This is a genomic window from Nocardioides alkalitolerans DSM 16699 (assembly GCF_000426525.1).
Taxonomy (GTDB): Bacteria; Actinomycetota; Actinomycetes; order Propionibacteriales; family Nocardioidaceae; genus Nocardioides; species Nocardioides alkalitolerans.
The window spans coordinates 185988-209640 of the sequence record NZ_AUFN01000013.1; the positions used below are offsets into that span (position 1 = coordinate 185988).

General features: G+C 72.1%; 22 protein-coding genes and 1 riboswitch. Of the genes, 7 read left to right on the top strand and 15 right to left on the bottom strand.

The annotated features are described in order from the left end of the window. Positions 1-2: 2 nt before the first annotated feature. From K329_RS26640 to K329_RS0112830, 5 genes are all read left to right on the top strand, one after another. Positions 3-1091: a glycosyltransferase gene (locus K329_RS26640; RefSeq protein ID WP_043643400.1), complete on the top strand. Its 1089-nt coding sequence runs from the start codon at positions 3-5 to the stop codon at positions 1089-1091. Between the two features lie 150 nt (positions 1092-1241). Beyond that, positions 1242-1952, top strand: coding sequence for a succinate dehydrogenase cytochrome b subunit (locus K329_RS0112815; RefSeq protein ID WP_028473350.1), 711 nt, complete (start codon positions 1242-1244; stop codon positions 1950-1952). A gap of 19 nt (positions 1953-1971) precedes the next feature. Then, the gene (locus tag K329_RS0112820) at positions 1972-3990 is read left to right on the top strand and encodes a fumarate reductase/succinate dehydrogenase flavoprotein subunit (protein ID WP_028473351.1); all 2019 of its coding nucleotides are present in this window, start codon (positions 1972-1974) and stop codon (positions 3988-3990) included. Then, positions 3987-4730, top strand: a complete 744-nt coding sequence (locus K329_RS0112825) for a succinate dehydrogenase/fumarate reductase iron-sulfur subunit (protein WP_028473352.1) — start codon at positions 3987-3989, stop codon at positions 4728-4730. The genes K329_RS0112820 and K329_RS0112825 overlap by 4 nt, the downstream gene beginning before the upstream one ends. Before the next feature lie 288 nt (positions 4731-5018). After that, positions 5019-5222, top strand: coding sequence for a cold-shock protein (locus K329_RS0112830; protein ID WP_028473353.1), 204 nt, complete (start codon positions 5019-5021; stop codon positions 5220-5222). A 99-nt stretch (positions 5223-5321) separates the two neighbouring features. On the opposite strand, the gene K329_RS0112835 is transcribed toward K329_RS0112830, so the two are convergent. The 8 genes from K329_RS0112835 to K329_RS30915 form a co-directional block, all read right to left on the bottom strand. Next, on the bottom strand, positions 5322-5564 hold the full coding sequence (locus K329_RS0112835; protein ID WP_028473354.1) for an SCO4848 family membrane protein: 243 nt from the start codon (positions 5562-5564) through the stop codon (positions 5322-5324). 10 nt (positions 5565-5574) lie between these two features. Beyond that, the gene (locus K329_RS0112840; protein WP_028473355.1) at positions 5575-6627 is read right to left on the bottom strand and encodes a YihY/virulence factor BrkB family protein; all 1053 of its coding nucleotides are present in this window, start codon (positions 6625-6627) and stop codon (positions 5575-5577) included. Position 6628: 1 nt separating this feature from the next. Beyond that, positions 6629-7150 carry a 2'-5' RNA ligase family protein gene (locus tag K329_RS0112845; protein ID WP_028473356.1) on the bottom strand — a complete coding sequence of 174 codons (522 nt, stop codon included), beginning with the start codon at positions 7148-7150 and terminating at the stop codon, positions 6629-6631. Between the two features lie 10 nt (positions 7151-7160). Next, positions 7161-8228 (bottom strand): tryptophan--tRNA ligase, encoded by a 1068-nt coding sequence (trpS, locus tag K329_RS0112850; RefSeq protein ID WP_084541262.1) that lies wholly within the window; start codon positions 8226-8228, stop codon positions 7161-7163. A gap of 13 nt (positions 8229-8241) precedes the next feature. Continuing rightward, complete coding sequence (locus K329_RS0112855) at positions 8242-9534, bottom strand: MFS transporter (protein WP_157571714.1); 1293 nt, start codon at positions 9532-9534, stop codon at positions 8242-8244. A gap of 92 nt (positions 9535-9626) precedes the next feature. Then, entirely contained in the window at positions 9627-10046 is a 420-nt protein-coding gene (locus K329_RS0112860; protein WP_028473359.1) for a hypothetical protein, read from the bottom strand. 119 nt (positions 10047-10165) lie between these two features. Continuing rightward, entirely contained in the window at positions 10166-12388 is a 2223-nt protein-coding gene (locus K329_RS0112865; protein ID WP_028473360.1) for an NADP-dependent isocitrate dehydrogenase, read from the bottom strand. 133 nt (positions 12389-12521) lie between these two features. Beyond that, on the bottom strand, positions 12522-13226 hold the full coding sequence (locus K329_RS30915; protein ID WP_028473361.1) for a hypothetical protein: 705 nt from the start codon (positions 13224-13226) through the stop codon (positions 12522-12524). 175 nt (positions 13227-13401) lie between these two features. Here K329_RS30915 and K329_RS0112875 point away from each other — a divergent pair, with 175 nt between their 5' ends. Beyond that, on the top strand, positions 13402-14388 hold the full coding sequence (locus K329_RS0112875; protein WP_028473362.1) for a malate dehydrogenase: 987 nt from the start codon (positions 13402-13404) through the stop codon (positions 14386-14388). 37 nt (positions 14389-14425) lie between these two features. Here the strand turns inward: K329_RS0112875 and K329_RS31270 are convergent, their stop codons facing one another. The 5 genes from K329_RS31270 to K329_RS0112900 form a co-directional block, all read right to left on the bottom strand. Next, positions 14426-14758 (bottom strand): DUF3017 domain-containing protein, encoded by a 333-nt coding sequence (locus K329_RS31270; protein WP_169721593.1) that lies wholly within the window; start codon positions 14756-14758, stop codon positions 14426-14428. Positions 14759-14763: 5 nt separating this feature from the next. Further along, entirely contained in the window at positions 14764-15612 is an 849-nt protein-coding gene (locus K329_RS0112885) for a bifunctional methylenetetrahydrofolate dehydrogenase/methenyltetrahydrofolate cyclohydrolase (protein ID WP_028473363.1), read from the bottom strand. A gap of 26 nt (positions 15613-15638) precedes the next feature. After that, positions 15639-17225 carry a bifunctional phosphoribosylaminoimidazolecarboxamide formyltransferase/IMP cyclohydrolase gene (gene purH / locus K329_RS0112890; protein ID WP_028473364.1) on the bottom strand — a complete coding sequence of 529 codons (1587 nt, stop codon included), beginning with the start codon at positions 17223-17225 and terminating at the stop codon, positions 15639-15641. Positions 17226-17259: 34 nt separating this feature from the next. Next, positions 17260-17338, bottom strand: a riboswitch (ZMP/ZTP riboswitch). 2 nt (positions 17339-17340) lie between these two features. Next, a complete protein-coding gene (gene purN / locus K329_RS0112895) occupies positions 17341-17973 on the bottom strand; it encodes a phosphoribosylglycinamide formyltransferase (RefSeq protein ID WP_028473365.1) in 633 nt (210 codons plus the stop codon). Between the two features lie 39 nt (positions 17974-18012). Then, the gene (locus K329_RS0112900; RefSeq protein WP_028473366.1) at positions 18013-19245 is read right to left on the bottom strand and encodes a cell division protein PerM; all 1233 of its coding nucleotides are present in this window, start codon (positions 19243-19245) and stop codon (positions 18013-18015) included. A 100-nt stretch (positions 19246-19345) separates the two neighbouring features. Between K329_RS0112900 and K329_RS29605 the strand changes: the two genes are divergently transcribed. Beyond that, on the top strand, positions 19346-21211 hold the full coding sequence (locus tag K329_RS29605) for a SigE family RNA polymerase sigma factor (RefSeq protein WP_157571716.1): 1866 nt from the start codon (positions 19346-19348) through the stop codon (positions 21209-21211). 105 nt (positions 21212-21316) lie between these two features. Here the strand turns inward: K329_RS29605 and sucD are convergent, their stop codons facing one another. Next, complete coding sequence (gene sucD / locus K329_RS0112910; RefSeq protein ID WP_028473368.1) at positions 21317-22213, bottom strand: succinate--CoA ligase subunit alpha; 897 nt, start codon at positions 22211-22213, stop codon at positions 21317-21319. A gap of 19 nt (positions 22214-22232) precedes the next feature. Beyond that, on the bottom strand, positions 22233-23393 hold the full coding sequence (gene sucC / locus K329_RS0112915; RefSeq protein WP_028473369.1) for an ADP-forming succinate--CoA ligase subunit beta: 1161 nt from the start codon (positions 23391-23393) through the stop codon (positions 22233-22235). Between the last annotated feature and the right edge of the window lie 260 nt (positions 23394-23653).

The window sequence follows — 23653 nt, forward strand, 5'->3', positions numbered from 1 at the left end:
GCATGAGGATCGCGCTGGTCTCCGAGTCCTTCTACCCCGCCACCGACGGCACGACCACCACCGTCCGCAACGTGCTCGACCGCCTGGTCGACCGCGGCCACACCGTCCGGCTGCTCGCCCCCGGGCCCGGCCTCACGTCGTACCGCGGCGTGGAGATCGTGCGGATCCGCCCGCTCGACAAGCCCGGCCGCCAGGTGCACGCCGCCCTCGCCGGGTTCGCGCCCGACCTCGTGCACGTCACCTCCTCGGTCGCGTTCGGACCGACGATCGGGCGCAAGGCCCTCAAGCACGCCCGGCGGCTCGACGTGCCGACGCTCGTCGTGCAGCAGACCCCGGTCAACGAGCTGAGCGCCGCGCTGTGGCAGTCGAAGGTCGCCGACCGCGCCGACCGGGTGCTCGTCACCGCCCGGTGGATGGGCGCCCGCCTGGACGAGCTCGGCGTCGCCACCGAGCTGTGGACCCCGGGCGTGGACACCGCCGCCTTTTCCCCCGCCCTGCGCGACACCTGGCTGCACGACAAGTGGGCCCGCAGCCGCGCGCGCGGCGGGCCGCAGGTGGTGGTCGGCTACGTCGGCGCCCTGGAGAAGGAGCACGGCGTACGACGCCTGCCCGAGGTCGCACAGGTCCCCGGCGTCCGGCTCGTCGTGGTCGGCCAGGGCTCCCAGCACGACTGGCTCGCCCACCGCGTCGGCGGCGCCAAGCTCGCCGGGCCGCTCGCCGCCGGTGACCTCACGACCGCGATGGCCTCCCTCGACGTGCTCGTGCACCCGGGCGAGCACCTCACCTGCGCCCACGCGCTGCGCGAGGCCGCCGCGTCCGGCGTACCGGTCGTCGCCGCCCGCACGGGAGGAGCCCGCGACGTGGTCGCGCACCTCGAGTCGGGCCTGCTGTTCGACCCCGCGCGGCCCGGCGAGCTGGGGCGCGCCGTCACCGCGGTCGCCCGCGACCGCCACCGGGGCCTGCTGGGCGCCCACGGACGGGTCGCGGCGGCCGGACGCTCGTGGCGCGACGCCGTCGACGAGCTGGTCGACGAGCACTACGCCGCCGTCACCGGCAGCCGCCCGGCCCCGGCCCTGGCCACCGCCGTCTGACCACCCTTAGACTGAGGACAGCCTTACCTCACCCTGAGAACGCGATGAGGCCTGCCTGGATCCGTACCGGTCGGTAACCGGGCATTTGTCACATTCGGTGAGGCCCACCTTTGTTACAGGCAGTGACACCGCAGGAGTAACGTCCGGCTCGTGGCAACCCCGACCCTCGTCTCTCCCAGCCGGTCGACACGCTCGACCATTGCCCTGAAGCTGGTGATGGCCGTCAGCGGCCTCCTCTTCATCGCGTTCACGCTGGTGCACATGTACGGCAACCTCAAGGCCTTCTCCGGACAGGAGAAGTTCAACGACTACGCGCACCACCTGCGCGAGTTCGGCGAGCCGATCCTCCCCTACGAGGGATTCCTGTGGATCACGCGCGTCGGCCTCCTGGTCGCGCTCGTCGCCCATGTCACCTCCGCCGTGATCCTCGCGCGCCGCGCCTCCCGGGCCCGGACGACGAAGTACCAGTACAAGAAGAACAAGCACTCGGCCCTCTCCTCGCGCACCATGCGCTGGGGCGGCGCGGCCCTGCTGCTGTTCATCATCTGGCACCTCGTGAACTTCTCGTTCGGCAAGGTGAACCCGCAGACCGGTGAGACCGGCGCCGCGGCAGGTGACCCGTACACCCTCATGGTCGACACGTTCGACGTGTGGTGGATGACGGTCATCTACCTCGTCGCGATGCTCGCCCTCGGCTTCCACCTGCACCACGGCACGTGGAGCGCGACGCAGACCCTCGGCTACACGAACACCGCCACCTCGCGCCAGCGCGCGAAGCAGGCGGGCTGGCTGCTGGCCATCGTGATCGCCGGCGGCTTCTCGCTCGTGCCCCTGTCCGTGATGTTCGGCATCATCGAGTAAGGACTCCACACCGATGGCAATGCACGACGGCACCCAGGCCCTCAACCAGGCCTCGAACCAGCTGTCCGACGACGCGCACGGCTACTACACGCGCGGCGAGAACATCATCGACGCGAAGGCGCCGGTCGGCCCGATCAAGGACCGCTGGACCAACCGCAAGTTCGAGAACCGCCTCGTCAACCCCGCCAACCGCCGCAAGCTCGACGTGATCATCGTCGGCACCGGCCTGGCCGGCGGCGCCGCCGCCGCGACGATGGGCGAGGCCGGCTACAACGTGAAGTCCTTCTGCTACCAGGACTCGCCGCGTCGCGCCCACTCGATCGCCGCCCAGGGCGGCATCAACGCGGCCAAGAACTACAAGGAGGACGGCGACTCCACGTTCCGCCTCTTCTACGACACCGTGAAGGGCGGCGACTACCGCTCCCGCGAGTCGAACGTCTACCGCCTGGCCGAGGTCAGCGCCAACATCATCGACCAGTGCGTCGCCCAGGGCGTGCCCTTCGCCCGTGAGTACGGCGGACTGCTCGACAACCGCTCGTTCGGTGGCGTGCAGGTCTCCCGCACCTTCTACGCGCGCGGCCAGACGGGCCAGCAGCTGCTGCTCGGCGCCTACCAGGCCATGGAGCGCCAGGTCGGGGCCGGCACGGTCCAGGAGTTCACCCGCCACGAGATGCTCGAGGTGATCGTGGTCGACGACCGCGCCCGCGGCATCATCGCGCGCAACATGGTGACGGGCGAGATCGAGACCCACCTCGCCGACGTCGTCGTGCTGGCGACCGGTGGCTACGGCAACGTCTTCTTCCTCTCGACGAACGCCATGGGCTCCAACGTGACCGCCGCGTGGCGCGCGCACCGCAAGGGCGCCTACATGGCCAACCCCTGCTACACGCAGATCCACCCGACCTGCATCCCGGTCTCCGGCGAGCACCAGTCCAAGCTGACGCTGATGAGCGAGTCGCTCCGCAACGACGGCCGCATCTGGGTGCCGAAGAACCGCGAGGACTGCGAGAAGGACCCGCGCGACATCCCCGAGGAGGACCGCGACTACTACCTCGAGCGCATCTACCCGTCCTTCGGCAACCTGGTGCCCCGCGACATCGCGTCGCGCCAGGCGAAGAACATGTGCGACGAGGGTCGCGGCGTCGGCCCGCTCGTGGGCGACTTCCGCCGCGGGGTCTACCTCGACTTCGCGGACGCGATCGCGCGCATGGGCAAGAAGGCCGTCGAGACGAAGTACGGCAACCTCTTCGACATGTACGCCCGCATCACCGGCGAGGACCCGTACGAGTCGCCGATGCGGATCTACCCCGCCGTGCACTACGTGATGGGCGGCCTGTGGGTCGACTACGACCTGCAGTCCAACATCCCGGGGCTCTTCGTGACCGGCGAGGCGAACTTCTCCGACCACGGCGCGAACCGGCTCGGCGCCTCGGCCCTCATGCAGGGCCTGGCCGACGGCTACTTCGTGCTGCCGAACACCATCCGCGACTACCTCGCGGACGGCCCGTTCGAGAAGGTCTCCGAGGACCACCCCGCCGTGGTCGAGGCCCGGACGTCGGTCGAGGAGCGCATCACGCGGTTCCTCTCCATCAACGGCACCCGCTCGGCCGACAGCTACCACAAGGAGCTCGGCCACATCATGTGGGAGTACTGCGGGATGGAGCGGTCGGAGGACGGCCTGCGCAAGGCCATCGACCTCATCCGTGAGCTCAAGGCCGACTTCTGGAGCAACCTCAAGGTGCTCGGCACGGCCGACAGCCTCAACCAGAGCCTCGAGAAGGCCGGCCGCGTGGTCGACTTCATCGAGCTGGGCGAGCTCATGTGCATCGACGCGCTGAACCGTCGCGAGTCCTGCGGCGGCCACTTCCGCGCCGAGTCCCAGACCGAGGACGGCGAGGCACTGCGTCACGACGACGAGTTCGCCTACGTCGCGGCCTGGGAGTGGGGCGGCGACAGCCTGGACGGCGGACAGCCGGTCCTGCACAAGGAAGACCTCATCTACACCGCCATCGAGATGAAGCAGCGGAGTTACAAGTGAAGCTCACCCTGAAGATCTGGCGCCAGGCCACCACCGACGCCACCGGTGCGATGCACACCTACCAGCTCGACGGCGTCTCCGAGGACATGAGCTTCCTCGAGATGCTCGACGTGCTCAACGAGCAGCTGAACGCCTCCGACGAGGAGCCGATCGCCTTCGACTCCGACTGTCGCGAGGGCATCTGCGGCATGTGCGGCCTGATGATCAACGGCCAGGCGCACGGGCCCGAGGTCACCACCACGTGCCAGCTGCACATGCGCTCGTTCAAGGACGGCGACGAGATCACCATCGAGCCGTGGCGCGCCGACGCGTTCCCCGTGCTCAAGGACCTCTGCGTCGACCGCTCGGCGCTCGACCGCATGATCCAGTCCGGCGGCTACATCTCCGCCAACACCGGGTCGGCGCCCGACGCCCACGCGGCGCCGGTGGAGAAGAAGAAGGCCGACCGCGCCTTCGACGTCGCCACCTGCATCGGCTGCGGCGCCTGCGTCGCGGCGTGCCCCAACGGCTCGGCCTCGCTCTTCCTGGGTGCGAAGATCACCCACCTGGGCGAGCTGCCCCAGGGCCAGCCGGAGCGCTGGGACCGGGTCATCGGCATGGTGAGCCAGCACGACCACGACGGCTTCGGCGGGTGCACCAACATCGGCGAGTGCGCCTCGGCGTGCCCGAAGGAGATCCCGCTCGACGTCATCAGCCAGCTCAACAAGGACCTGCGCACCGCCATGGTCAAGGGTCGCTGACCCCGCCCACCAGGTCACGCGCCGGTCACCGACCGGTCACGAGACGGTCACGGCCCGGCTCCCCGCGAGGGAGCCGGGCCGTTCGTCGTCCCGGTGGTGTGCGGCCCGCCCGAACCCTGGTAGTGTCGAACGAGTTGGGGAGGATGCCGTTTCCTCTCGGAACCCGTTGGGGTTCCGATTCATTTGGTTTCTTGGTCTTCGGTTCGCTGGACATCAGGTAGCACGCAGATGTCTTCAGCCGGTGGCGACCATGTTGGTCACCGCCCAGCACGATCGAAGGAGAAACACATGACTCAGGGCACCGTGAAGTGGTTCAACGACGACAAGGGCTTCGGCTTCATCGCGCAGGACGGTGGCGGCGCTGACGTCTTCGTTCACCACACGGCGATCTCCGGCACGGGCTTCAAGTCCCTCGCCGACGACCAGCGCGTCGAGTTCGAGGTCACCCAGGGCCCCAAGGGCCCGCAGGCCGAGAACGTCCGCAAGGTCTGATCTCTCGCAGTCCCCTCGGGGCGTGCACCACGAACGGCCCGGCTCCCGCGAGGGAGCCGGGCCGTTTCGTCGTTCCGGGGCCGGGAGAGCCGGGCCGGGTCAGGCGGCGACGGGGCGGTCGGCCCGCGTGGCCCGGAAGGCCTTGAGGCCGAGCCGGGCCAGGACGGCGGCGATCGCGAAGTTGCCGACGATCAGCAGGACGTGGGCCACCCAGTAGCCGGTGGGCCGCTCCTCCCCCGCCTGGTAGGTCTCCAGCAGGTTCTTCGCGAAGTTGCCGAAGGTGACGACGTTCCAGACGGCGACACCCAGCAGCAGGACGGCGTGCTTGCGCTCGAACCTCACGGGGCTCTCCTCACTTCCGGGCGCTGCGCAGCAGCGCCAGCAGGGCCAGGACGGTGGCCGAACCGAAGGCGAACGACCGGGCGGCGACCTGGTTGGTGGTCAGGTCGACCTCCCCCGGCTTGTCGAGGTCGACCCGCAGGCCGGCGAGCCGGGCCTCCTCGCGCGCGGCCGCGCCCTCGCGGATCAGGCGGGCGGACGTCGACGTGTGGGCCCACGCGGCGGCGTACATGATGACGCGCGAGAAGTAGTTGATCCAGACCACGAGGATCAGCGCGATCCCGAAGGCCTGGAAGGCCGGCTGCCCGCGCGTCGAGCCGAGCAGGAGCCCGGCGACCTGCTTCAGCAGCTCGAAGCCGACGGCGCCGAGCAGGGCGCCCTTCCAGAGGTCGACCCGCGGGATCTCGGGCCGGGCGAGCAGCCGGAAGATCGCGGCGAAGAGCAGCGAGCTGGCAGCGATGCCGACGAGGACGGTGAGGATGCGCAGCACCCACGCCAGCTCGTCGCCGAGCCCTACGAGGTCCAGGACCTCGCCGGAGAAGCCGTTGAGACCGCTGGAGACGGCGACGCTGAACAGGAGGACGCCACCGATGCAGACGAGGGCGGTGAGGTCGCGCAGCTTGCCCTTCACGAAGTTGGGCTGCTCGTCCTGGCCCTCCTCGAACACGACCTGGAGGGACTCGCGGAGGCCGGAGAGCCAGCCCAGGCCGGAGTAGAGCACACCGACGAGGCCGATGAGCCCCGCCGCCGCGGCGGCGTCCTCGAAGTCGGAGAGCGCGATCTGGCCCTCGTCGTCGCCGATCATGCCCGGGAAGACGCTCGTGATGGCGCTGACGAGGTCGCCCTCGGCCTGCGGGTAGAGGCGCGCGACCCAGCCGACCACGAAGAACGCGAGGGCCAGCAGCGGGAAGAACGAGAGGAACCCGAAGTAGGTCACCGCGCCCGCCTGGGTGTTGCCCTTCACGGCGCCGTAGTGCTGCACCATCCGGACCGTGTGGTCGAGCCAGGGCCGCGCCGTGCGCTGCTCCTCGAGCCCGACCTTGAGGCGCTCCACGAGACTCGCCACGTCAGCCTTCCGTCGCCTGGAGCGCGAAGTCGTCCGTACGGCGCCAGCCGTCGGCGGCGTCGTGCACGTAGAGGTGGAACATCGTCACGTCGAAGACCGCCTCGAAGCTCGCCAGCTCCTCGAAGGCCCGCTCCATCGCCGCCTCGTCCAGGTGGTGGGCGACGGTGACGTGCGGGTGGTACGGGAAGTCGAGCGCCTGGTCGAGGGGTCCCTCGCGCAGGTGCTCGGCGAGCTGCTCGGTCTCGCCGATGCCCTCGGCCACGGTCACGAAGACCACGGGCGACACCGGCCGGAACGTGCCCGTGCCCCGCAGGTGCAGCCGGAAGCCCGCGTGCTTGGTCGCCACCCGCTCGAGGTGCTCCCGCACGGCGGTGAGGCCGTCGGCGACCACCTCCGTCGGCGGGACCAGCGTGACGTGCGTGGGGATGAGGTCGGCCGTGGCGTCGCCGAGCGCGCGCCGGTAGTCCTGGAGCTGCGTGCCCCAGGGCTCCGGGATGGCGAGGGCGACACCGATCGTGGGCACGGGCTCGACCCTAACGGAGAGGCGCGACGAAGCCGACGCGCTCGTAGACGTCGGCGAGCGTGCGGTCGGCGACCTCGCGGGCGCGCTCCGCGCCCGAGGCCAGGATCTCGTCGAGGGCGGGACGGTCCTCCAGCAGGGCGAGCGTGCGCTCGCGCAGCGGGGTCACGAACTCGACGACGACGTCGGCCAGGTCGCCCTTGAGGTCGCCGTACCCCCGGCCCTGGTAGTCCGCGGCGATCTCGTCGGGGCCGCGCCCGGTGAGCGCGGCGAAGATCGCCAGCAGGTTCGAGACGCCCGGCTTGTTCTCCGGGTCGAACGCGACGACGGCCTCGGAGTCGGTGACCGCCGAGCGGATCTTCTTCGCGCTCACCTTGGGGTCGTCGAGCAGGTCGATGATGCCCGCCGGCGAGGAGGCCGACTTGCTCATCTTCGCCGTCGGGTTCTGCAGGTCGTAGATCTTCGCCGTCTCGCGCAGGATGTAGGGCTCCGGCAGGCGGAACGTCTTCTTGTAGCGGGTGTTGAACCGGTGGGCCAGGTCGCGGGTCAGCTCCAGGTGCTGGCGCTGGTCCTCCCCCACCGGCACGTACGCCGGGCGGTAGAGCAGGATGTCGGCCGCCTGCAGGATCGGGTAGGTGAAGAGGCCGACGCTCGCCGCGCCCTCGCCGCCCTTGGCGGACTTGTCCTTGAACTGCGTCATGCGCCGGGCCTCGCCGAACGCGGTGATGCTGTTGAGCACCCACGCCAGCTGGGCGTGGGCCGGCACGTGGGACTGCACGAAGAGGGCGGACCGCTCGGGGTCGACGCCCATGGCCACCAGCTGGGCCGCGGAGCGGTAGGTGCGTTCCCGCAGCAGCTTCGCGTCGTGCTCGACCGTGATCGCGTGCAGGTCGACCACCATGTAGAACGGCTGGTGGTCCTCCTGCAGGCTCACCCACTGGCGCAGCGCACCGAGGTAGTTGCCGAAGTGGAACGAGTCCGCCGTGGGCTGGATGCCCGAGAGCACCCGCGGCTTCGCCGCCGTACCGCCCGCCGCACTCGCCGTCACGCCCGTCTCCTGGGTTCCCTGAGCCGCCGACATGCCGGGGATTCTGTCACCCGGTGACGGAGGAGCGGGCACCGGTCTCGGGGCGGGACGACGACGTACGGCGCTCCGCCCGGATCGAGACGACGAACAGCACGAGGCCGGCGAGGGCGAGGCCGGCGCCGACGAGGCTGGGCGCGCGGTAGCCGAGTCCCGCGTCGATGACGACGCCGCCCAGCAGGGCGCCGAGGCCGTTGGCGATGTTGAGCGCCGAGTGGTTGAGGGCCGCGCCGAGCATCTGGGCGTCGCCGGCCGCGTTCATCAACCGGATCTGCAGGTTGATGGCGAGCACCGAGCCGAGCATGCCCATGAGGAAGACGAGCACGACGACCGCCGCGGCCACGCCGGCCAGGGGCACCACCAGGGTCAGCACGACCACGCTGGTCACGAACCCGCCGAGCACCGAACGCTCGATGTTCCAGTCGGCCAGCCGGCCCGCGATCCAGGCGCCGATGACGGAGCCGAGGCCGAACGAGAACAGGAAGAGCGGCACGGTCGCCTTCGCGAGGCCCGTCTCCTCCGTCACCAGGGGCGCGACGTAGCTGTACATCGCGAAGATGCCGCCGAACCCGATCATGCCGGTGGCGAAGGCGTAGAGCACGGCGGGCTTGCGCAGGGCGGAGAGCTCGCGCCGTACGGTCGCCGTCTTGTCGCCGGGCGTGTGGGGCACCGCGAGCATGACCAGCACCGCGGTCACGACCGTCACGCCGAGCACGAACCAGTAGGCGCTGCGCCAGCCCATCGACTGCCCGAGCCACGTGCTCGCGGGCACGCCGCCGACGGTGCCGACCGACAGGCCGAGCATGACGCCGCCGATCGCGCGGCCCTGCTGGTCCGGGCGCACCAGCGACGCGGCGATGAGCGAGGCGACGCCGAAGTAGGCCCCGTGGGGCAGACCGGCGACGAAGCGGGCGATCATCACCTGGGTGTAGCCGTCCGCGACGGCCGTGAGGGCGCTGCCGAGGCCCAGGGCGAGCACCAGGCCGACGGCGAGCTCGCGCCGCGGGAGCTTGGCCGCGAGCGCGACGATCAGCGGCGCACCGACGACGACGCCCAGGGCGTACGCGGTGATGATGTGGCCGGTCGCCGGGATCGAGGCGCCGATGCCGTCGGCGATGTCGGGCAGGAGGCCCATCGTCACGAACTCGGTCGTGCCGATCGCGAACCCGCCCAGCGCGAGGGCGACGATCGCCAGGACGACTCCACGGCCGTCGGGACGCAGGCCCGTCGGCAGCGGCGTCGTGACCTCGCCCGACGGCCCACCCGGCTGGTGGTCGGCGGCGGCGGTCTCGGCGGTGCTCACGGGGCTGGTCACTCCTGGCTTCAAGACGTCGTCGGCACGGGATGTTCCGGATGGGTGGATGAGGTGGGTCACGCGGGCGGGCGGGCGACCCGTCAGCAGACCTGGGTGAGGTCCTCCACCGCGGTGTCGAGGGCGGTCTCGGCCTCCGCGACGGCCTCCTGGTCGACGGCACCCTCGGCGCCGGCCCGGGCCTGCGCGACGAGGGTGTCGAGAGCGGCGCGGGCGTCGGCGACGTGCTGCCGGGTCTCGTCGGACAGCGACCCCTCGGCGGCCGCGAGGCCGTCGCGCAGGGCGGTCAGCTCCCGCTCGGCGGCGGCGGGGTCGGCCCCGATCTCGTCGGCCGCGCGACGCGCCTGCGTGGCGACGCCGTCGACGGCCTCCTGGGCGATCTGGCAGCCGGCGTCGGACGCGGCCTGGCTGACGCGCTCCTCGACCTCGGAGCAGCCCGTCAGCACGAGCAGGGCGCCGCTCAGCGCCAGGGCGGTGTGGGTGGTGGCACGCAGTCGTCTCACGCGTTCCATCATCCGACCCGACCCCGGTGAGCACGAAAATGACGACGGCCCCCTCGACCCGGTGGGGTCGAGGGGGCCGTCGGTGCCGGCGCCTCGGGGACGCAGCGACGTCAGACCGCTCAGATCGCGTCCGAGAGCACGGTCAGCGCGTCGTTCAGCGTGCCCGAGGGCCGCATGACGGCGTCGGCCTTGACCGGGTCCGGACGGAAGTAGCCGCCGATGTCGGCCGGCGAGCCCTGCACGGCGTTGAGCTCGTCGACGATCTTCTGCTCGTTGCCCGCCAGCGTCTCCGCCACCTGCGCGAACGCGGCCGCCAGCTCGGCGTCCTGCGTCTGCTGCGCGAGCTCCTGGGCCCAGTAGAGCGCCAGGTAGAAGTGCGAGCCGCGGTTGTCGATGCCGCCGACACGACGCGTGGGCGACTTGTCCTCGTTGAGGAACGTGCCCGTGGCGCGGTCGAGGGTGTCGGCGAGGATCTGCGCCCTCGCGTTGCCCGTCGTGGTCGCCAGGTGCTCGAAGCTCGCCGCCAGGGCGAAGAACTCGCCCAGGCTGTCCCAGCGCAGGTAGTTCTCCCTGACGAGCTGCTGCACGTGCTTCGGGGCGGAGCCACCGGCTCCGGTCTCGAAGAGGCCGCCGCCGTTCATCAGGGGCACCACCGACAGCATCTTCGCGCTCGTGCCGAGCTCGAGGATCGGGAAGAGGTCGGTGTTGTAGTCGCGCAGCACGTTGCCGGTGACGGAGATCGTGTCCTCGCCCTTACGGATGCGCTCGAGCGAGTACGCCGTGGCCTCCGCCGGCGCCATGATCTCGATGGTGAGGCCCTCGGTGTCATGCTCCGGGAGGTACTCCTTCACCTTCGCGATGAGGTTGGCGTCGTGGGCGCGGTTCTCGTCGAGCCAGAACACGGCCGGGACGCCGGTGGCGCGGGCGCGGGTGACGGCGAGCTTCACCCAGTCGCGGATGGGGGCGTCCTTCGTCTGGCAGGCGCGCCAGATGTCGCCCGGCTGCACGTCGTGGCTGAGCAGCACGTCACCGGCGGCGTTGGTCACCTGGACCGTGCCCGCCGACGGCACCTCGAACGTCTTGTCGTGGGAGCCGTACTCCTCCGCCGCCTTCGCCATGAGGCCCACGTTGGGCACGGAGCCCATCGTCGACGGGTCGAAGGCGCCGTTCGCGCGGCAGTCGTCGAGCACGGTCTGGTAGACGCCGGCGTAGGACGAGTCCGGGATGACGGCCAGGGTGTCGGCCTCCTCGCCGTCCGGGCCCCACATGTGGCCCGACGTGCGGATCATCGCGGGCATCGAGGCGTCGATGATGACGTCGCTCGGCACGTGCAGGTTGGTGATCCCCTTGTCGGAGTCGACCATCGCGAGCTTCGGGCCGTCGGCCAGGCCCTGCTGCACGGCGGCCTTGATGGCCTCGCCGTCGGGGAGCTGCTCGACGGCGCCCAGCAGGGCGCCGAGGCCGTCGTTGGGCGAGATGCCCGCGGCGGCGAGCTGCTCGCCGTACTGCTCGAAGAGCGTCGGGAAGAAGGCCTGCACCACGTGGCCGAAGATGATCGGGTCCGAGACCTTCATCATCGTGGCCTTCAGGTGGGCCGAGAAGAGCACGTCGTCGGCCTTGGCGCGGGCGACCTGCTCCACGAGGAAGCGGCGCAGCGCGGCGACGTCCATGAACGTGCCGTCGACGACCTCGCCCGCGAGCACCGGGATGCCGGACTTGAGGACCGTCTCGGTGCCGTCGGTGCCGACGTGGGTGATGGTCAGCGTGTCGTCGGCGGGCAGGACGACCGACGTCTCGTTCGAGAAGAAATCACCCTGGCCCATCGTGGCGACGTTCGTCTTCGAGTCGGCGGTCCACGCACCCATGCGGTGCGGGTGCGCCTTGGCGTAGTTCTTCACCGACGCCGGCGCGCGGCGGTCGGAGTTGCCCTCGCGCAGGACCGGGTTGACCGCGGAGCCCTTGACCTTGTCGTACTTGGCCCGGACCTCCTTGTCCTCGTCGGTCTGCGGGTTCTCGGGGTAGGCCGGCAGGTCGTAGCCCTGCTCCTGGAGCTCCTTCACCGCGGCCTTGAGCTGCGGGATGGAGGCGGAGATGTTGGGCAGCTTGATGATGTTGGCCTCGGGCTGCGTGGCGAGCTCACCGAGCTCGGCGAGCGCGTCGTCGATGCGCTGCTCGGCGGTCAGCCGCTCCGGGAACTGGGCGATGATGCGGCCCGCGAGCGAGATGTCGCGCGTCTCCACGTCCACTCCGGCGGTCGAGGCGTAGGCCTCGATGATGGGCAGGAAGGAGTACGTCGCGAGCAGCGGCGCCTCGTCGGTGTGGGTGTAGATGATCTTGGCCATGAGGGCGGTCGACTCCTGAACTCTCGAGGTCTGGGGCGTCACAATTGTCTCGACGTCAAGATACCTGACGCGTCGAGCGCGCCGGACGCCGGTGACGACAGCCTCGCAGGTGCACCGCGGGCCCACAACGGCCTCAGGGGGCGACGTAGGTCCACTCGGTGCGACCGTCGGTCCAGCGCACCAGGCCGGTGCCGCGGGCGAGCTCCTGCTCCTCGACGCGGTCGGGCGTGCCCGCGGTGGTGACCTCGAGGGTCACCACCTCGTCGGCCACGCCGTCGACGGTCGCCTCCGCCCCGACCTCGAGCACGCGCACCCGCTGGGAGGCGACGTCCGGCACCTCGACGCGGACGTACCCGTCCCCCACGCGGGGACGGCCCGTCACCACGAGCCCGGCGGGCACGTCGTCGGTGCCCGCCTCCCAGACCGTGCCGTCGGCCCGGGTGGCGCCGACCAGCCACACGTTGCGGCGGCGGTCCTGGCCGTACCACGCGGTGACCGGCGCGGGTGCCGTACCGGCGGGCCAGGTGGAGGCCACCGGAGCGACGGTGACGCCGGTCGCCTGGATGCCGCCCACCTGCCGCGGCTCCGGCAGCACCGTGCGGACCAGCTCGCGCCCCTGGTCGTCGCGGTAGGTCCAGGTGGCGTCGGCGGGCAGAGGCCACCACGCGTTGTCGACGTCGCTGCCGAAGTCGGCCGGGTCGGGCGAGGGGGTCGGCACCACCAGCTCGTCGACGCCGGACGGCGGGGCGGGCGTGGGCTCGGACCCGCAGGCCGTCGCACCGAGGAGGACGAGCACGACGCCCGCCGCCGCGACTGCCGCCCGCCGTCCCTTCGCCATGACCAGAGCATGCCAGGGCAGGTACGACGCTCGCCGTCGAGGTGCGGCGCTGCTAGCGTCGCAGGAGCCGGAAGCTGGTAACGCACGTCACGGTTACCGGTGACCGGCCGGCGGCCGCAGCCGCCGGAGCACCGACACCGTCGTCACGACCCACCTCGTCCCAAGGAGTGTCCCCGTGAGCACGTCTCCCCTCAAGGTCGCCGTCACCGGAGCCGCCGGCCAGATCGGCTACAGCCTGCTGTTCCGCCTCGCCAGCGGAGCGCTGACGGGCGGTCAGCCGATCGAGCTGCGGCTGCTCGAGATCACGCCGGCGCTCAAGGCCCTCGAGGGGGTCGTCATGGAGCTCGACGACTGCGCCTTCCCCGGCCTCGCCGGCGTCGAGATCGGCGACGACGCCGAGAAGATCTTCGACGGCGTGAACCTCGCCCTCCTGGTGGGCGCCCGCCCCCGCGGCCCGGGCATGGAGCGCGGCGACCTGCTCTCGGCCAACGGCGCGATCTTCACCGCGCAGGGCCGCGCGCTCAACAACGCGGCGGCCGACGACGTGCGCATCGGCGTGACGGGCAACCCCGCCAACACCAACGCCCTCATCGCGATGACGAACGCCCCCGACATCCCGCAGGAGCGGTTCTCGGCGCTCACCCGCCTCGACCACAACCGCGCCCTCTCGCAGCTCGCGACGAAGACGGGGGCGCCGGTCACCGACATCAAGAAGATGACGATCTGGGGCAACCACTCCGCGACGCAGTACCCCGACCTCTTCCACGCCGAGGTCGGCGGCCGCAACGCCGCCGAGGTCGTGGGCGACCAGGAGTGGGTGGAGAGCTTCTTCATCCCGACCGTCGCGAAGCGGGGCGCGGCGATCATCGACGCCCGCGGCTCGTCGTCGGCCGCCTCCGCCGCGTCGGCCACCGTCGACGCCGCCCGCGACTGGCTCTACGGCTCCGCCGCGGACGACTGGGTCTCGATGGCGGTGCGCTCCGACGGGTCGTACGGCGTGCCCGAGGGCCTCATCTCGTCGTTCCCCGTCACCACCTCGGGCGGCGACTGGAGCATCGTGCAGGGCCTCGAGATCGACGAGTTCTCGCGCGCCCGCATCGACGCCTCGACCGCCGAGCTCGCCGACGAGCGCACCGCGGTCACGGAGCTCGGCCTGATCTGACGCACCACCGCCGTCCCGGACCCCGGGGCGGCCGGGCTCACATGCCCGGCTGCTCCGGGATGCCGGAGGCGAGCAGGAGGAGGGCCACGCCGACCGCGGCGAGGGCGCCCGCGTCGACGTACCGGTTGCGGACACCGAGCATGCCCGCCTGCCGCTCGGCCAGCACCAGCCGCACGGCGGCGCCGCCCAGCAGCCCGGCGGCCATCCACCGCACGCCGACGCGCCAGTCGCCGGTCGTGACGATCCACAGGCCGACGGCCCCGGCCGCGAGCACCGCGAGGTAGGCGTAGCCGCCGAGGTGGGCGGGCAGCCAGCGACGACGCGGGCTCCCCGCACCCTGGTCGTCGGCGCGCGAACCGGGGACCACCACGGTCGTCAGGCGCCGTTCTCGGCGAGCGTGACGACGTTGGCGAGCAGCATCGCGCGGGTCATGGGCCCGACTCCCCCGGGGTTCGGCGAGACCCAGTCCGCGACCTCCCAGACGTCGTCCGCCACGTCGCCCGCGATCTTGCCGTCGACGCGCGAGACGCCCACGTCGAGCACGGCGGCACCGGGCTTGACCATGTCGGCCGTGATGATGCCGGGCACACCGGCGGCGGCCACCACGATGTCGGCGCCGCGCACGTGCGCCGCCAGGTCGCGCGTGCCGGTGTGGCACAGCGTGACGGTGGCGTTCTCGCTGCGCCGCGTCAGCAGCAGGCCCATCGGGCGGCCGACCGTCACGCCGCGACCGACGACGACGACCTCCGCGCCCGCGATCGGCACGTCGTGGCGGCGCAGCAGCTCGACGATCCCGTACGGCGTGCACGGCAGCGGGGCCTCCTTGCCCAGCACGAGCCAGCCCAGGTTGGTGGGGTGCAGGCCGTCGGCGTCCTTGGCGGGGTCGATGAGGCCCAGCACCCGGTTCTCGTCGATGCCCTTCGGCAGCGGCAGCTGCACGATGTAGCCGGTGCAGGCCGGGTCGTCGTTGAGGCCGCGCACGGCGGCCTCGATCTCGTCCTGGCTGGCGGTGGCCGGGAGGTCCACGCGGATCGAGGCGATGCCGACCTCGGCGCAGTCCTTGTGCTTGCCGTTGACGTACCAGCGGCTGCCCGGGTCGTCGCCGACGAGCACCGTGCCGAGACCGGGCGTCACGCCCCGGGCCGCCAGGGCCTCGACCCGGGCGGTCACCTCGCCCTTGATCGCCTTCGCGGTGGCGCTGCCGTCGAGCTTGTTCGCGGTCATGTCGTCTCCTCGTCGCGTCGGTCGGATCAGTGGGCGAAGTGGCGGGTGCCGGTGAAGTACATCGTCACGCCGGCCGCCTTCGCCGCGGCGACGGTCAGCTCGTCGCGCACCGAGCCGCCGGGCTGCACGATGGCGGCCACGCCGGCGTCGATGAGGATCTGCGGCCCGTCCTCGAACGGGAAGAACGCGTCGGACGCCGCCACGGCGCCACGGGAGCGCTCCCCCGCGCGCTCGACGGCGAGCTTGCACGAGTCGACGCGGTTGACCTGGCCCATGCCGACGCCGACGGACGCGCCGTCCTTCGCCAGCAGGATCGCGTTCGACTTCACGGCCCGCACGGAGCGCCAGGCGAAGGCGAGGTCGGCGAGCACCTCGGCCGACGCGGCCTCGCCCGTCGCGAGCGTCCACGTGGTCGGGTCGTCGCCCTCGGCGTGCAGGCGGTCGGCCTGCTGCACGAGCTGGCCGCCCGAGACGGCGCGCACCTCGAGCGCGGGACGCACCTCGTCGGCGGCGCAGCGCAGGATGCGGATGTTCTTCTTGCGGGCGAGGACCTCGACGGCGCCGGGCTCGTAGTCGGGCGCGACGATCACCTCGGTGAACACCTCCGCGACCTGCTCGGCCATGGCCACGCTCACCGGGCGGTTGGTGGCGATGACGCCGCCGAAGGCCGAGACCGGGTCGCACTCGTGCGCCCGGCGGTGCGCCTCGGCCACGTCCGCGCCGACGGCGATGCCGCAGGGGTTCGCGTGCTTGATGATCGCGACGGCGGGGGCCTCGTGGTCGAACGCCGCGCGGCGGGCCGCGTCGGTGTCGACGTAGTTGTTGTAGGACATCTCCTTGCCGTGCAGCTGCTCGGCCTGCGCGAGCCCGCCGGTGCCGTCGACGTACAGCGCCGCGGACTGGTGCGGGTTCTCGCCGTAGCGCAGCACGGCCTGGCGCGTGAAGGTGGCGCCGCTGAAGGCGGGCCAGCCGACGGCGGCCTCGTCGTCGGTCTCGGCGGTGTAGTCGCCCGCGAACCACTCGGCGACGGCGACGTCGTACGCCGCGGTGTGGGCGAACGCCTGGGCGGCGAGACGCTTGCGCTGGGCCAGGGTGAAGCCACCGGCCGCGACGGCGGCGAGGGCGTCGTCGTACGCCGCGGGCGAGGTCAGCACGGCCACCGACGGGTGGTTCTTGGCCGCCGCGCGCACCATCGACGGTCCGCCGATGTCGATCTGCTCGACGCACTCGTCGGGCGTCGCGCCGGAGGCGACCGTGGCGGTGAACGGGTAGAGGTTGACGACCACGAGGTCGAACGGCTCCACCCCCAGCTCGGCGAGCTGGGCGACGTGGTCGTCGAGGCGGCGGTCGGCCAGGATGCCGGCGTGGACGCGCGGGTGGAGCGTCTTCACGCGCCCGTCGAGGCACTCGGGGAAGCCGGTGAGGTCCTCCACCTTGGTGACGGGCAGGCCGAGGCCGGCGATCAGCTTCGCCGAGCCGCCGGTGGAGACGAGCTCGACGCCGGCGTCGGCCAGGCCGCGCACGAGCTGCTCGAGCCCGGACTTGTCGTAGACGGAGACCAGGGCCCGACGGACGGGGACCTGGTGGGGGGACGTGCTGGCTGCGGTGCTCACGGTTCACTCCTCGCGGGGTGGTGCGGTGGTGTCGTCGGTGCACCCAGGCGTTCGATGCACCGCGTTCTTCACTCCCTGGTGGTTGCCCACCTGCGCCAGTCGTGTGGGCACGAGATTAGTGCACCGGCGCGGCGGGACCGAACCGCGCCCGGCGGCCCTCGACGACCAGGCCCTCCCGCGCGATCCGGCCCACGGCGTCCACCAGCATGGCCCGTTCGGCGGTCTTGATCCGCTCGTGCAGGGCGTCGGTGTCGTCGGTCTCGAGCACGGGCACGGCGGTCTGGGCGACGATCACGCCGGTGTCGACCCCGGCGTCGACCACGAAGAGCGTGGCGCCGGTCAGCTTCACGCCGTACGCGAGCGCGTCGGCCGCCCCGTGCATGCCGGGGAAGCTGGGGCTGAGCGCCGGGTGGGTGTTGACCACCCGGCCGCCGAAGCGGTCCAGGAACTCGTGCCCGACCAGCTTCATGAACCCCGCGAGCACCACCCAGTCGGGGCGGTGGGCGGCGACGGCGTGGGCCAGGGCGGCGTCCCAGGCCGGCCGGTCCGCATGGTCGCCGAGCCGCTCCACGAAGGTCGGCACCCCGGCACGGTCGGCCCGGCGCAGGCCCTCGACCCCGTCGCGGTCGGCGCCCACGGCGACGACCCGGGCGCCGTACGCCGGGTCGGCGGCCGCGTCGAGCAGTGCCTGGAGGTTCGTCCCCGAGCCGGAGACGAGGACGACGAGACGGGCGGGGGTGGCGGGCACGGCGCAGAGTCTAGGGGCGCGGCGACCGCCGGTCCGCGCTCAGTCGTCGAGGTAGGCGCGGCGCTGCGAGACGGTCGCCAGGAGCCCGCCGACCATGCCGCCGGTGGCGAACGCGACGACCGCGTGGACGGTCACGTCGCCGACGAACGGCCCGACGTCGGCCATCCGCCCCGGACCCACGGCACCGCCGGCGAGCCACGCGGCGAGACCCACGACGCCTCCGGCGAGGACGCCCGCCGCCCCGCCGCGGACCAGGCCGACGTCGAAGCGGGTCGTGGGCCGCCCCCGCTGAACCTGGGCCACCACGGCACCGGCGAGCAGGAAGGGGACGACGCCGAGGGCGGCGCTGAGCCATCCGGGCGCGGCCGTGGTGGGCGTGCCCGCGACCACCGGGAAGAGCGGCAGGGGCCCGAGCACCACGAGGGCCGGCGACACGACGGTGCCCGTGCCGAAGACGAACCCCGGGCCCAGCCCGTAGGAGGCAGCGAGGACGACGACGTTCGGCACGAGGAGCAGGCAGAGGGCGATGATGAGGACGGCGGTGCCCGGCCCCGTCTGCAGCTGGGAGAGCACGGAGGCGATCTCGGGGAACGCCACCGCGAGGCCCACCGCCGCCAGCAGGGCGGAGAGGGCCGCCGTCACCAGCACGATCCCCGTGGCCGCGGCGACGGTGTCCCGGACCTCCTCGGGCAGCCGGGCGACCCAGCCGGCCGCGCGGCCCGAGGAGATGGCGATGGCCGTGCCCCCGACACCTCCCGCGAGCGCGAGGCTGCCGAGCACGATCGCGGGCAGCGAGGTGTCGCCGTCCGGGGGCGAGGCGAGCACCCCGACGAGCACGGCGACGACGACGTAGCCCGCGGCGAACAGGCCGACGCCGGCGGGCACGGTCCAGTCGCGCTCGCCGTCGGCGATGCCGGCGGCGTCCGGGCCGTGCGGGGCGAGCGCCTCCCCCACGCGCTGCCCGAGGCGCCAGCAGACGACGGCCTGCACGAGCGTCAGCCCGAGCGGCACCATCGTCACGGCCGTGCCCCGGATCGTGACACCGGACCCGTGGCCGACCAGCCAGCCGAGCGCTCCCACCTCGAGGGCGTCGGACGGCGTGCCGTGGGCGCCCGCGTCGGTGAGGAACCAGCCGACGACCCCGACGGCCAGCGCGACGGTCAGCGTCGCGAGGGCCGCGACCACGCCGCCGACGGAGGCGACGAGCACGAGACCGCGCGACGCACGGTCGTGCGGGCGTGGGGAGAGGAGCGGAGGCAAGAGCGAGGTCATCGCGGACCATCCTCGCGACCGTGCGCCGGGCTTCCGGGGAGCGAGCCCCCGACACGCCGACCCGGACGCCCTGTCGGGGTCGGCTACCGTGGTCGCCGCCATGAAGGATCCCGATGCGTTCGACGCGTTCTACAAGGACGCCCGCAGCCGACTGCTGCTCCAGACGTATCTCCTGACGGGGGACCTGCCGGCCGCGCGGAGCGCCGTGCGCGAGGCCTTCACCGTCGCCTGGCACCACTGGTCGAAGGTCAGCAGCCGCCCCGAGCCCGAGTCCGAGGTGCGTCCCCGCGCCTGGGTGCACGCCCAGCGGCGCCACACCGCCCGCGTCTGGCACCGCGAGAAGGGGCTCGACCCCGAGGTGGCGGCGACGCTCGAGGCCCTCGGCGAGCTCGGCTCGACGCCGCGCAGGCTCCTGATCCTCGCCGAGGTCGGCGGCGTGGGTCTCCACGACTCCGCGCGCGAGATCGGGGTCACCCTCGAGGAGGCGGCGCGCCACCTCGCGATCGGCCGGGCCGAGTACGCCGTGCAGCGCGGGGTCGGCACCCCCGAGGAGGTCGAGGCGACCCTGGTCGCCGTCGGGGCCGGCCTCGGCGACGTCCGCTGGCCGCGGCCCTCCATCCTCCGCCGGGCGGGCACGCGACGCCGCCGGCTCCACACCGTCGGCGGCATCGCCGTGGCGACCGTCGCCGTCGTCGCGTCGGGAGCCGTGGTGCACGACAGCGCCGGCACGCCGACCTCGCTGGAGCGCTCGGTCGACCGCCCGGACACCAGCGTCTCCGGCGAGCCGGACGACAGCGGGTCGCCGTCCGCCCCGCCCACGGGCCTGACGACCGACGACCTGCTGGCCACCACCGCGGTCGAGCAGCTCGCCTCGGACCGCACCTGGACCACCCAGACGAACAACAACACCGACGGCGACGGTCTGGTCCTCCCGTGCCAGCAGTCGCGGTACGCCGACCCCGAGGGCCTCGCCGGCTTCGTGCGCACCTTCTCGTCGTCGGCCGCCGGCGCGCAGCCGATCGTGGCCTACCAGGCCGCCGAGCAGTCCCGCAGCGACGCCGAGGCCGCGACGACGTACGAGACGTGGTCGACGTGGTTCGGCGGCTGCACGCTCCCCCGCGCCCAGCTCGTCGGCACGTACGCCGTCACCGGCGTCGGCGACGCCGCCCGGATCTTCGTGCTCCAGGTGCCCGGCGAGCCGTCCTCCCTGCTGACGGCCGGCATCGCCCGTACCGGCAGCCTCACCAGCACCCTGATGGTCAACGCCGTGGGTGCGGGCGACGACGTGCGCACCCAGGTGTCCGGGCTGCTGGCCGCCGCGGTCGACGGCATGTGCGAGGCCCCCGGCGGCGGCACCTGTGCCGCCGAGCCGGTGGTCGAGCCGACGCTGCCCGTCCTCGTCGGCGACCCCGCCTTCATGCTGTCCGAGGTCGACCTGCCGACCGTTCCGGGCGTCGACGCTCCCTGGGTCGGGACCCGGGCCCAGGCCGCCGAGGCCAACGATGCCGCCACGCTCTGCGACCAGACGAGCTTCGTGGTGCCCGGCGTCGCCGACCCGCTCACGCGCACCTTCCTCGTGCCGGACGCCGGGCTGCCGGACCAGTTCGGGCTCACCCAGACCACCGGCCGGCTCTCGGACGCCCAGGTGGCCGACGGCTTCGTCGGCCAGGTGTCCGACGAGATGGCGGCCTGCGAGGCCGAGGACCTGGCGACGGCCGTCGAGGTCATCGACGGCACCGAGTACGACGACGGCCGCACCGCCGCGTGGAGCGTCACCGTGCGGGTCACCGAGGAGAGCACGGTCGAGTTCGTGATGGGCGTCGCCCGCTCGGGCAACCTCGTCAGCCAGATCGGGTTCGTCCGCTCCGGCGACGCCGACCTCACCACCGAGCAGTTCCTCTCGGTCCTGCAGCGCTCCCGCGACCGCCTGGCCGCGGCCAACGCCGCCGTCGCCGCCGGGGGCTGACCGACCACCGGGCGCAGCCGCTCGGCGCGACCACCCCCGCACGGCGAGCAGGGCCCGTCCCCCCGGGGGGACGGGCCCTGCTGTCGTGCGGGTGGTGCGGTGCGCTCAGAGCGCGTCGAGGATCTCCCGCATCAGGCGAGCGGTCTCGGACGGCGTCTTGCCGACCTTGACGCCGACGGCCTCGAGGGCCTCCTTCTTCGCCTGCGCGGTGCCCGAGGAGCCCGAGACGATGGCGCCGGCGTGGCCCATCGTCTTGCCCTCCGGGGCGGTGAAGCCCGCGACGTAGCCGACGACCGGCTTCGTCACGTTGTCCTTGATGTAGGCCGCGGCCCGCTCCTCGGCGTCGCCGCCGATCTCGCCGATCATGACGATGGCCTTCGTCTCGGGGTCCGCCTCGAACGCCGCGAGGGCGTCGATGTGGGTGGTCCCGACGATCGGGTCGCCGCCGATGCCGATGGCGGTCGAGAAGCCGTAGTCACGGAGCTCGAACATCATCTGGTAGGTCAGCGTGCCGGACTTCGACACGAGACCGACCGGGCCCTTGCCGGCGATGGTGGCGGGCGTGATGCCGGCCAGCGCCTCGCCCGGCGTGATGATGCCGGGGCAGTTCGGGCCGATCATGCGGGTGGACTTGCCGTCCAGGTAGGACCAGACCTCGGCCGTGTCCTGGACCGGCACGCCCTCGGTGATGACGACCAGAAGGCCGATCTCGGCGTCGATGGCCTCGATCGCGGCGTCCTTCGTGAAGGCCGGGGGGACGAAGGCGACCGACACGTCGGCGCCCGTCTCCTTGATGGCCTCGGCGACGGTGCCGAAGACGGGCAGCTCGACGCTGTTGCCGTCCTTGTCGGTGTGGGTCACGGTCGTGCCGGCCTTGCGGGCGTTGACACCACCGACGACGTTCGTCCCGGACTTGAGCATGAGGGCGGTGTGCTTGGTGCCCTCACCGCCCGTGATGCCCTGGACGATGACCTTGGAGTCCTTGTTGAGGTAGATCGACATGTTCTCTCTCCGTCCCGTCTCAGGCGTTCGCCAGCTCGGCGGCCTTGTCGGCCGCGCCGTCCATCGTCGCGACGACCGTCACCAACGGGTGGTTCTTCTCCGCCAGGATGCGGCGGCCCTCCTCGACGTTGTTGCCGTCGAGGCGGACGACGAGCGGCTTGGTGGCCTCGTCGCCCAGGATGTCGAGCGCGCCCACGATGCCGTTGGCGACCGCGTCGCACGACGTGATGCCGCCGAAGACGTTGACGAAGACGCTCTTGACCTGGGGGTCGTTGAGGATCACGTCGAGGCCGTCGGCCATGACCTGCGCCGAGGCGCCGCCGCCGATGTCGAGGAAGTTGGCGGGCTTGACCCCGCCGTGCGCCTCGCCGGCGTACGCGACGACGTCGAGGGTGCTCATGACGAGACCCGCGCCGTTGCCGATGATGCCCACCGCGCCGTCGAGCTTGACGTAGTTGAGGCCCTTCTCCTTCGCCTTCGCCTCGAGGGGGTCGGCCGCGGCCTTGTCCTCGAACTCGGCGTGGTCGGCGTGACGGAACTCGGCGTTCTCGTCGAGCGAGACCTTGCCGTCGAGCGCCTCGAGCACGTCGCCGGTCAGCCGCGCGAGCGGGTTGACCTCGACGAGCGTGGCGTCCTCCTCGACGAAGACCTTCCACAGCGCCAGGATGGTCTGCACGGCCTGGTCGGTGAGCGCCTCGGGGAACTTGGCCTCGGCGACGATGGCCTTCGCCTTCGCCTCGTCGACGCCCGTGCCCGGGTCGATCGCGATCTGGCGCACGGCCTCGGGGTTGGTCTTGGCGACCTCCTCGATCTCCACACCACCCTCGACCGACGCGATCGTGAGGTACTGACGGTTCGCCCGGTCGAGCAGGAAGGAGAAGTAGTACTCCTCCTCGATGCTCGCCGCCGGGGCGATGAGCACCCGGTTGACCGTCAGGCCCTTGATCTCCATGCCGATGATGTTGGTGGCGTGCTCGAAGGCCTCGTCGGGCGTCTTGGCGAGCTTGACGCCGCCCGCCTTGCCACGACCGCCGGCCTTCACCTGCGCCTTGACGACCACGACGCCGAGCTTCTCGGCGGCGGCCTTGGCCTCCTCGGGGGTGGTGGCGACGATTCCTTCGGTCACGGGCACGCCGTGCTTGGCGAAGAGCTGCTTCGCCTGGTACTCCATCAGGTCCACGATCCGACCATTCCTTTGCCGTATGAGGGTGAGAGTCCGGATTCCTCAGCGCACGATAGACCCGTGGTCCGACCCGGGGCACGGCGGTCTCGTACCCCTGGGTACGACGTGACGCGCACCACATCCCGGTGCGTCCGCACGCCCTCGCGCACGTGATGCGGCAAGGTCGACCCGGACGCAAGCGACCGAGGTAGGGGTCGCCTCGTCCACAGGTCTTCCCCCCGGGGGATTTCGAAGGGGCCGGAACGTCCGTTACAGTC

Bases quoted from the DNA above. Each gene is read 5' to 3' on its own strand.
- K329_RS26640 (WP_043643400.1), top strand. From the start codon at position 3: ATGAGGATCGCGCTGGTCTCCGAGTCCTTCTACCCCGCCACCGACGGC.
- K329_RS0112820 (WP_028473351.1), top strand. From the start codon at position 1,972: ATGCACGACGGCACCCAGGCCCTCAACCAGGCCTCGAACCAGCTGTCC.
- K329_RS0112830 (WP_028473353.1), top strand. From the start codon at position 5,019: ATGACTCAGGGCACCGTGAAGTGGTTCAACGACGACAAGGGCTTCGGC.
- trpS (WP_084541262.1), bottom strand. From the start codon at position 8,228: ATGTCGGCGGCTCAGGGAACCCAGGAGACGGGCGTGACGGCGAGTGCG.
- K329_RS0112865 (WP_028473360.1), bottom strand. From the start codon at position 12,388: ATGGCCAAGATCATCTACACCCACACCGACGAGGCGCCGCTGCTCGCG.
- K329_RS30915 (WP_028473361.1), bottom strand. From the start codon at position 13,226: ATGGCGAAGGGACGGCGGGCGGCAGTCGCGGCGGCGGGCGTCGTGCTC.
- K329_RS0112885 (WP_028473363.1), bottom strand. From the start codon at position 15,612: ATGACCGCGAACAAGCTCGACGGCAGCGCCACCGCGAAGGCGATCAAG.
- K329_RS0112900 (WP_028473366.1), bottom strand. From the start codon at position 19,245: ATGACCTCGCTCTTGCCTCCGCTCCTCTCCCCACGCCCGCACGACCGT.
- K329_RS29605 (WP_157571716.1), top strand. From the start codon at position 19,346: ATGAAGGATCCCGATGCGTTCGACGCGTTCTACAAGGACGCCCGCAGC.
- sucD (WP_028473368.1), bottom strand. From the start codon at position 22,213: ATGTCGATCTACCTCAACAAGGACTCCAAGGTCATCGTCCAGGGCATC.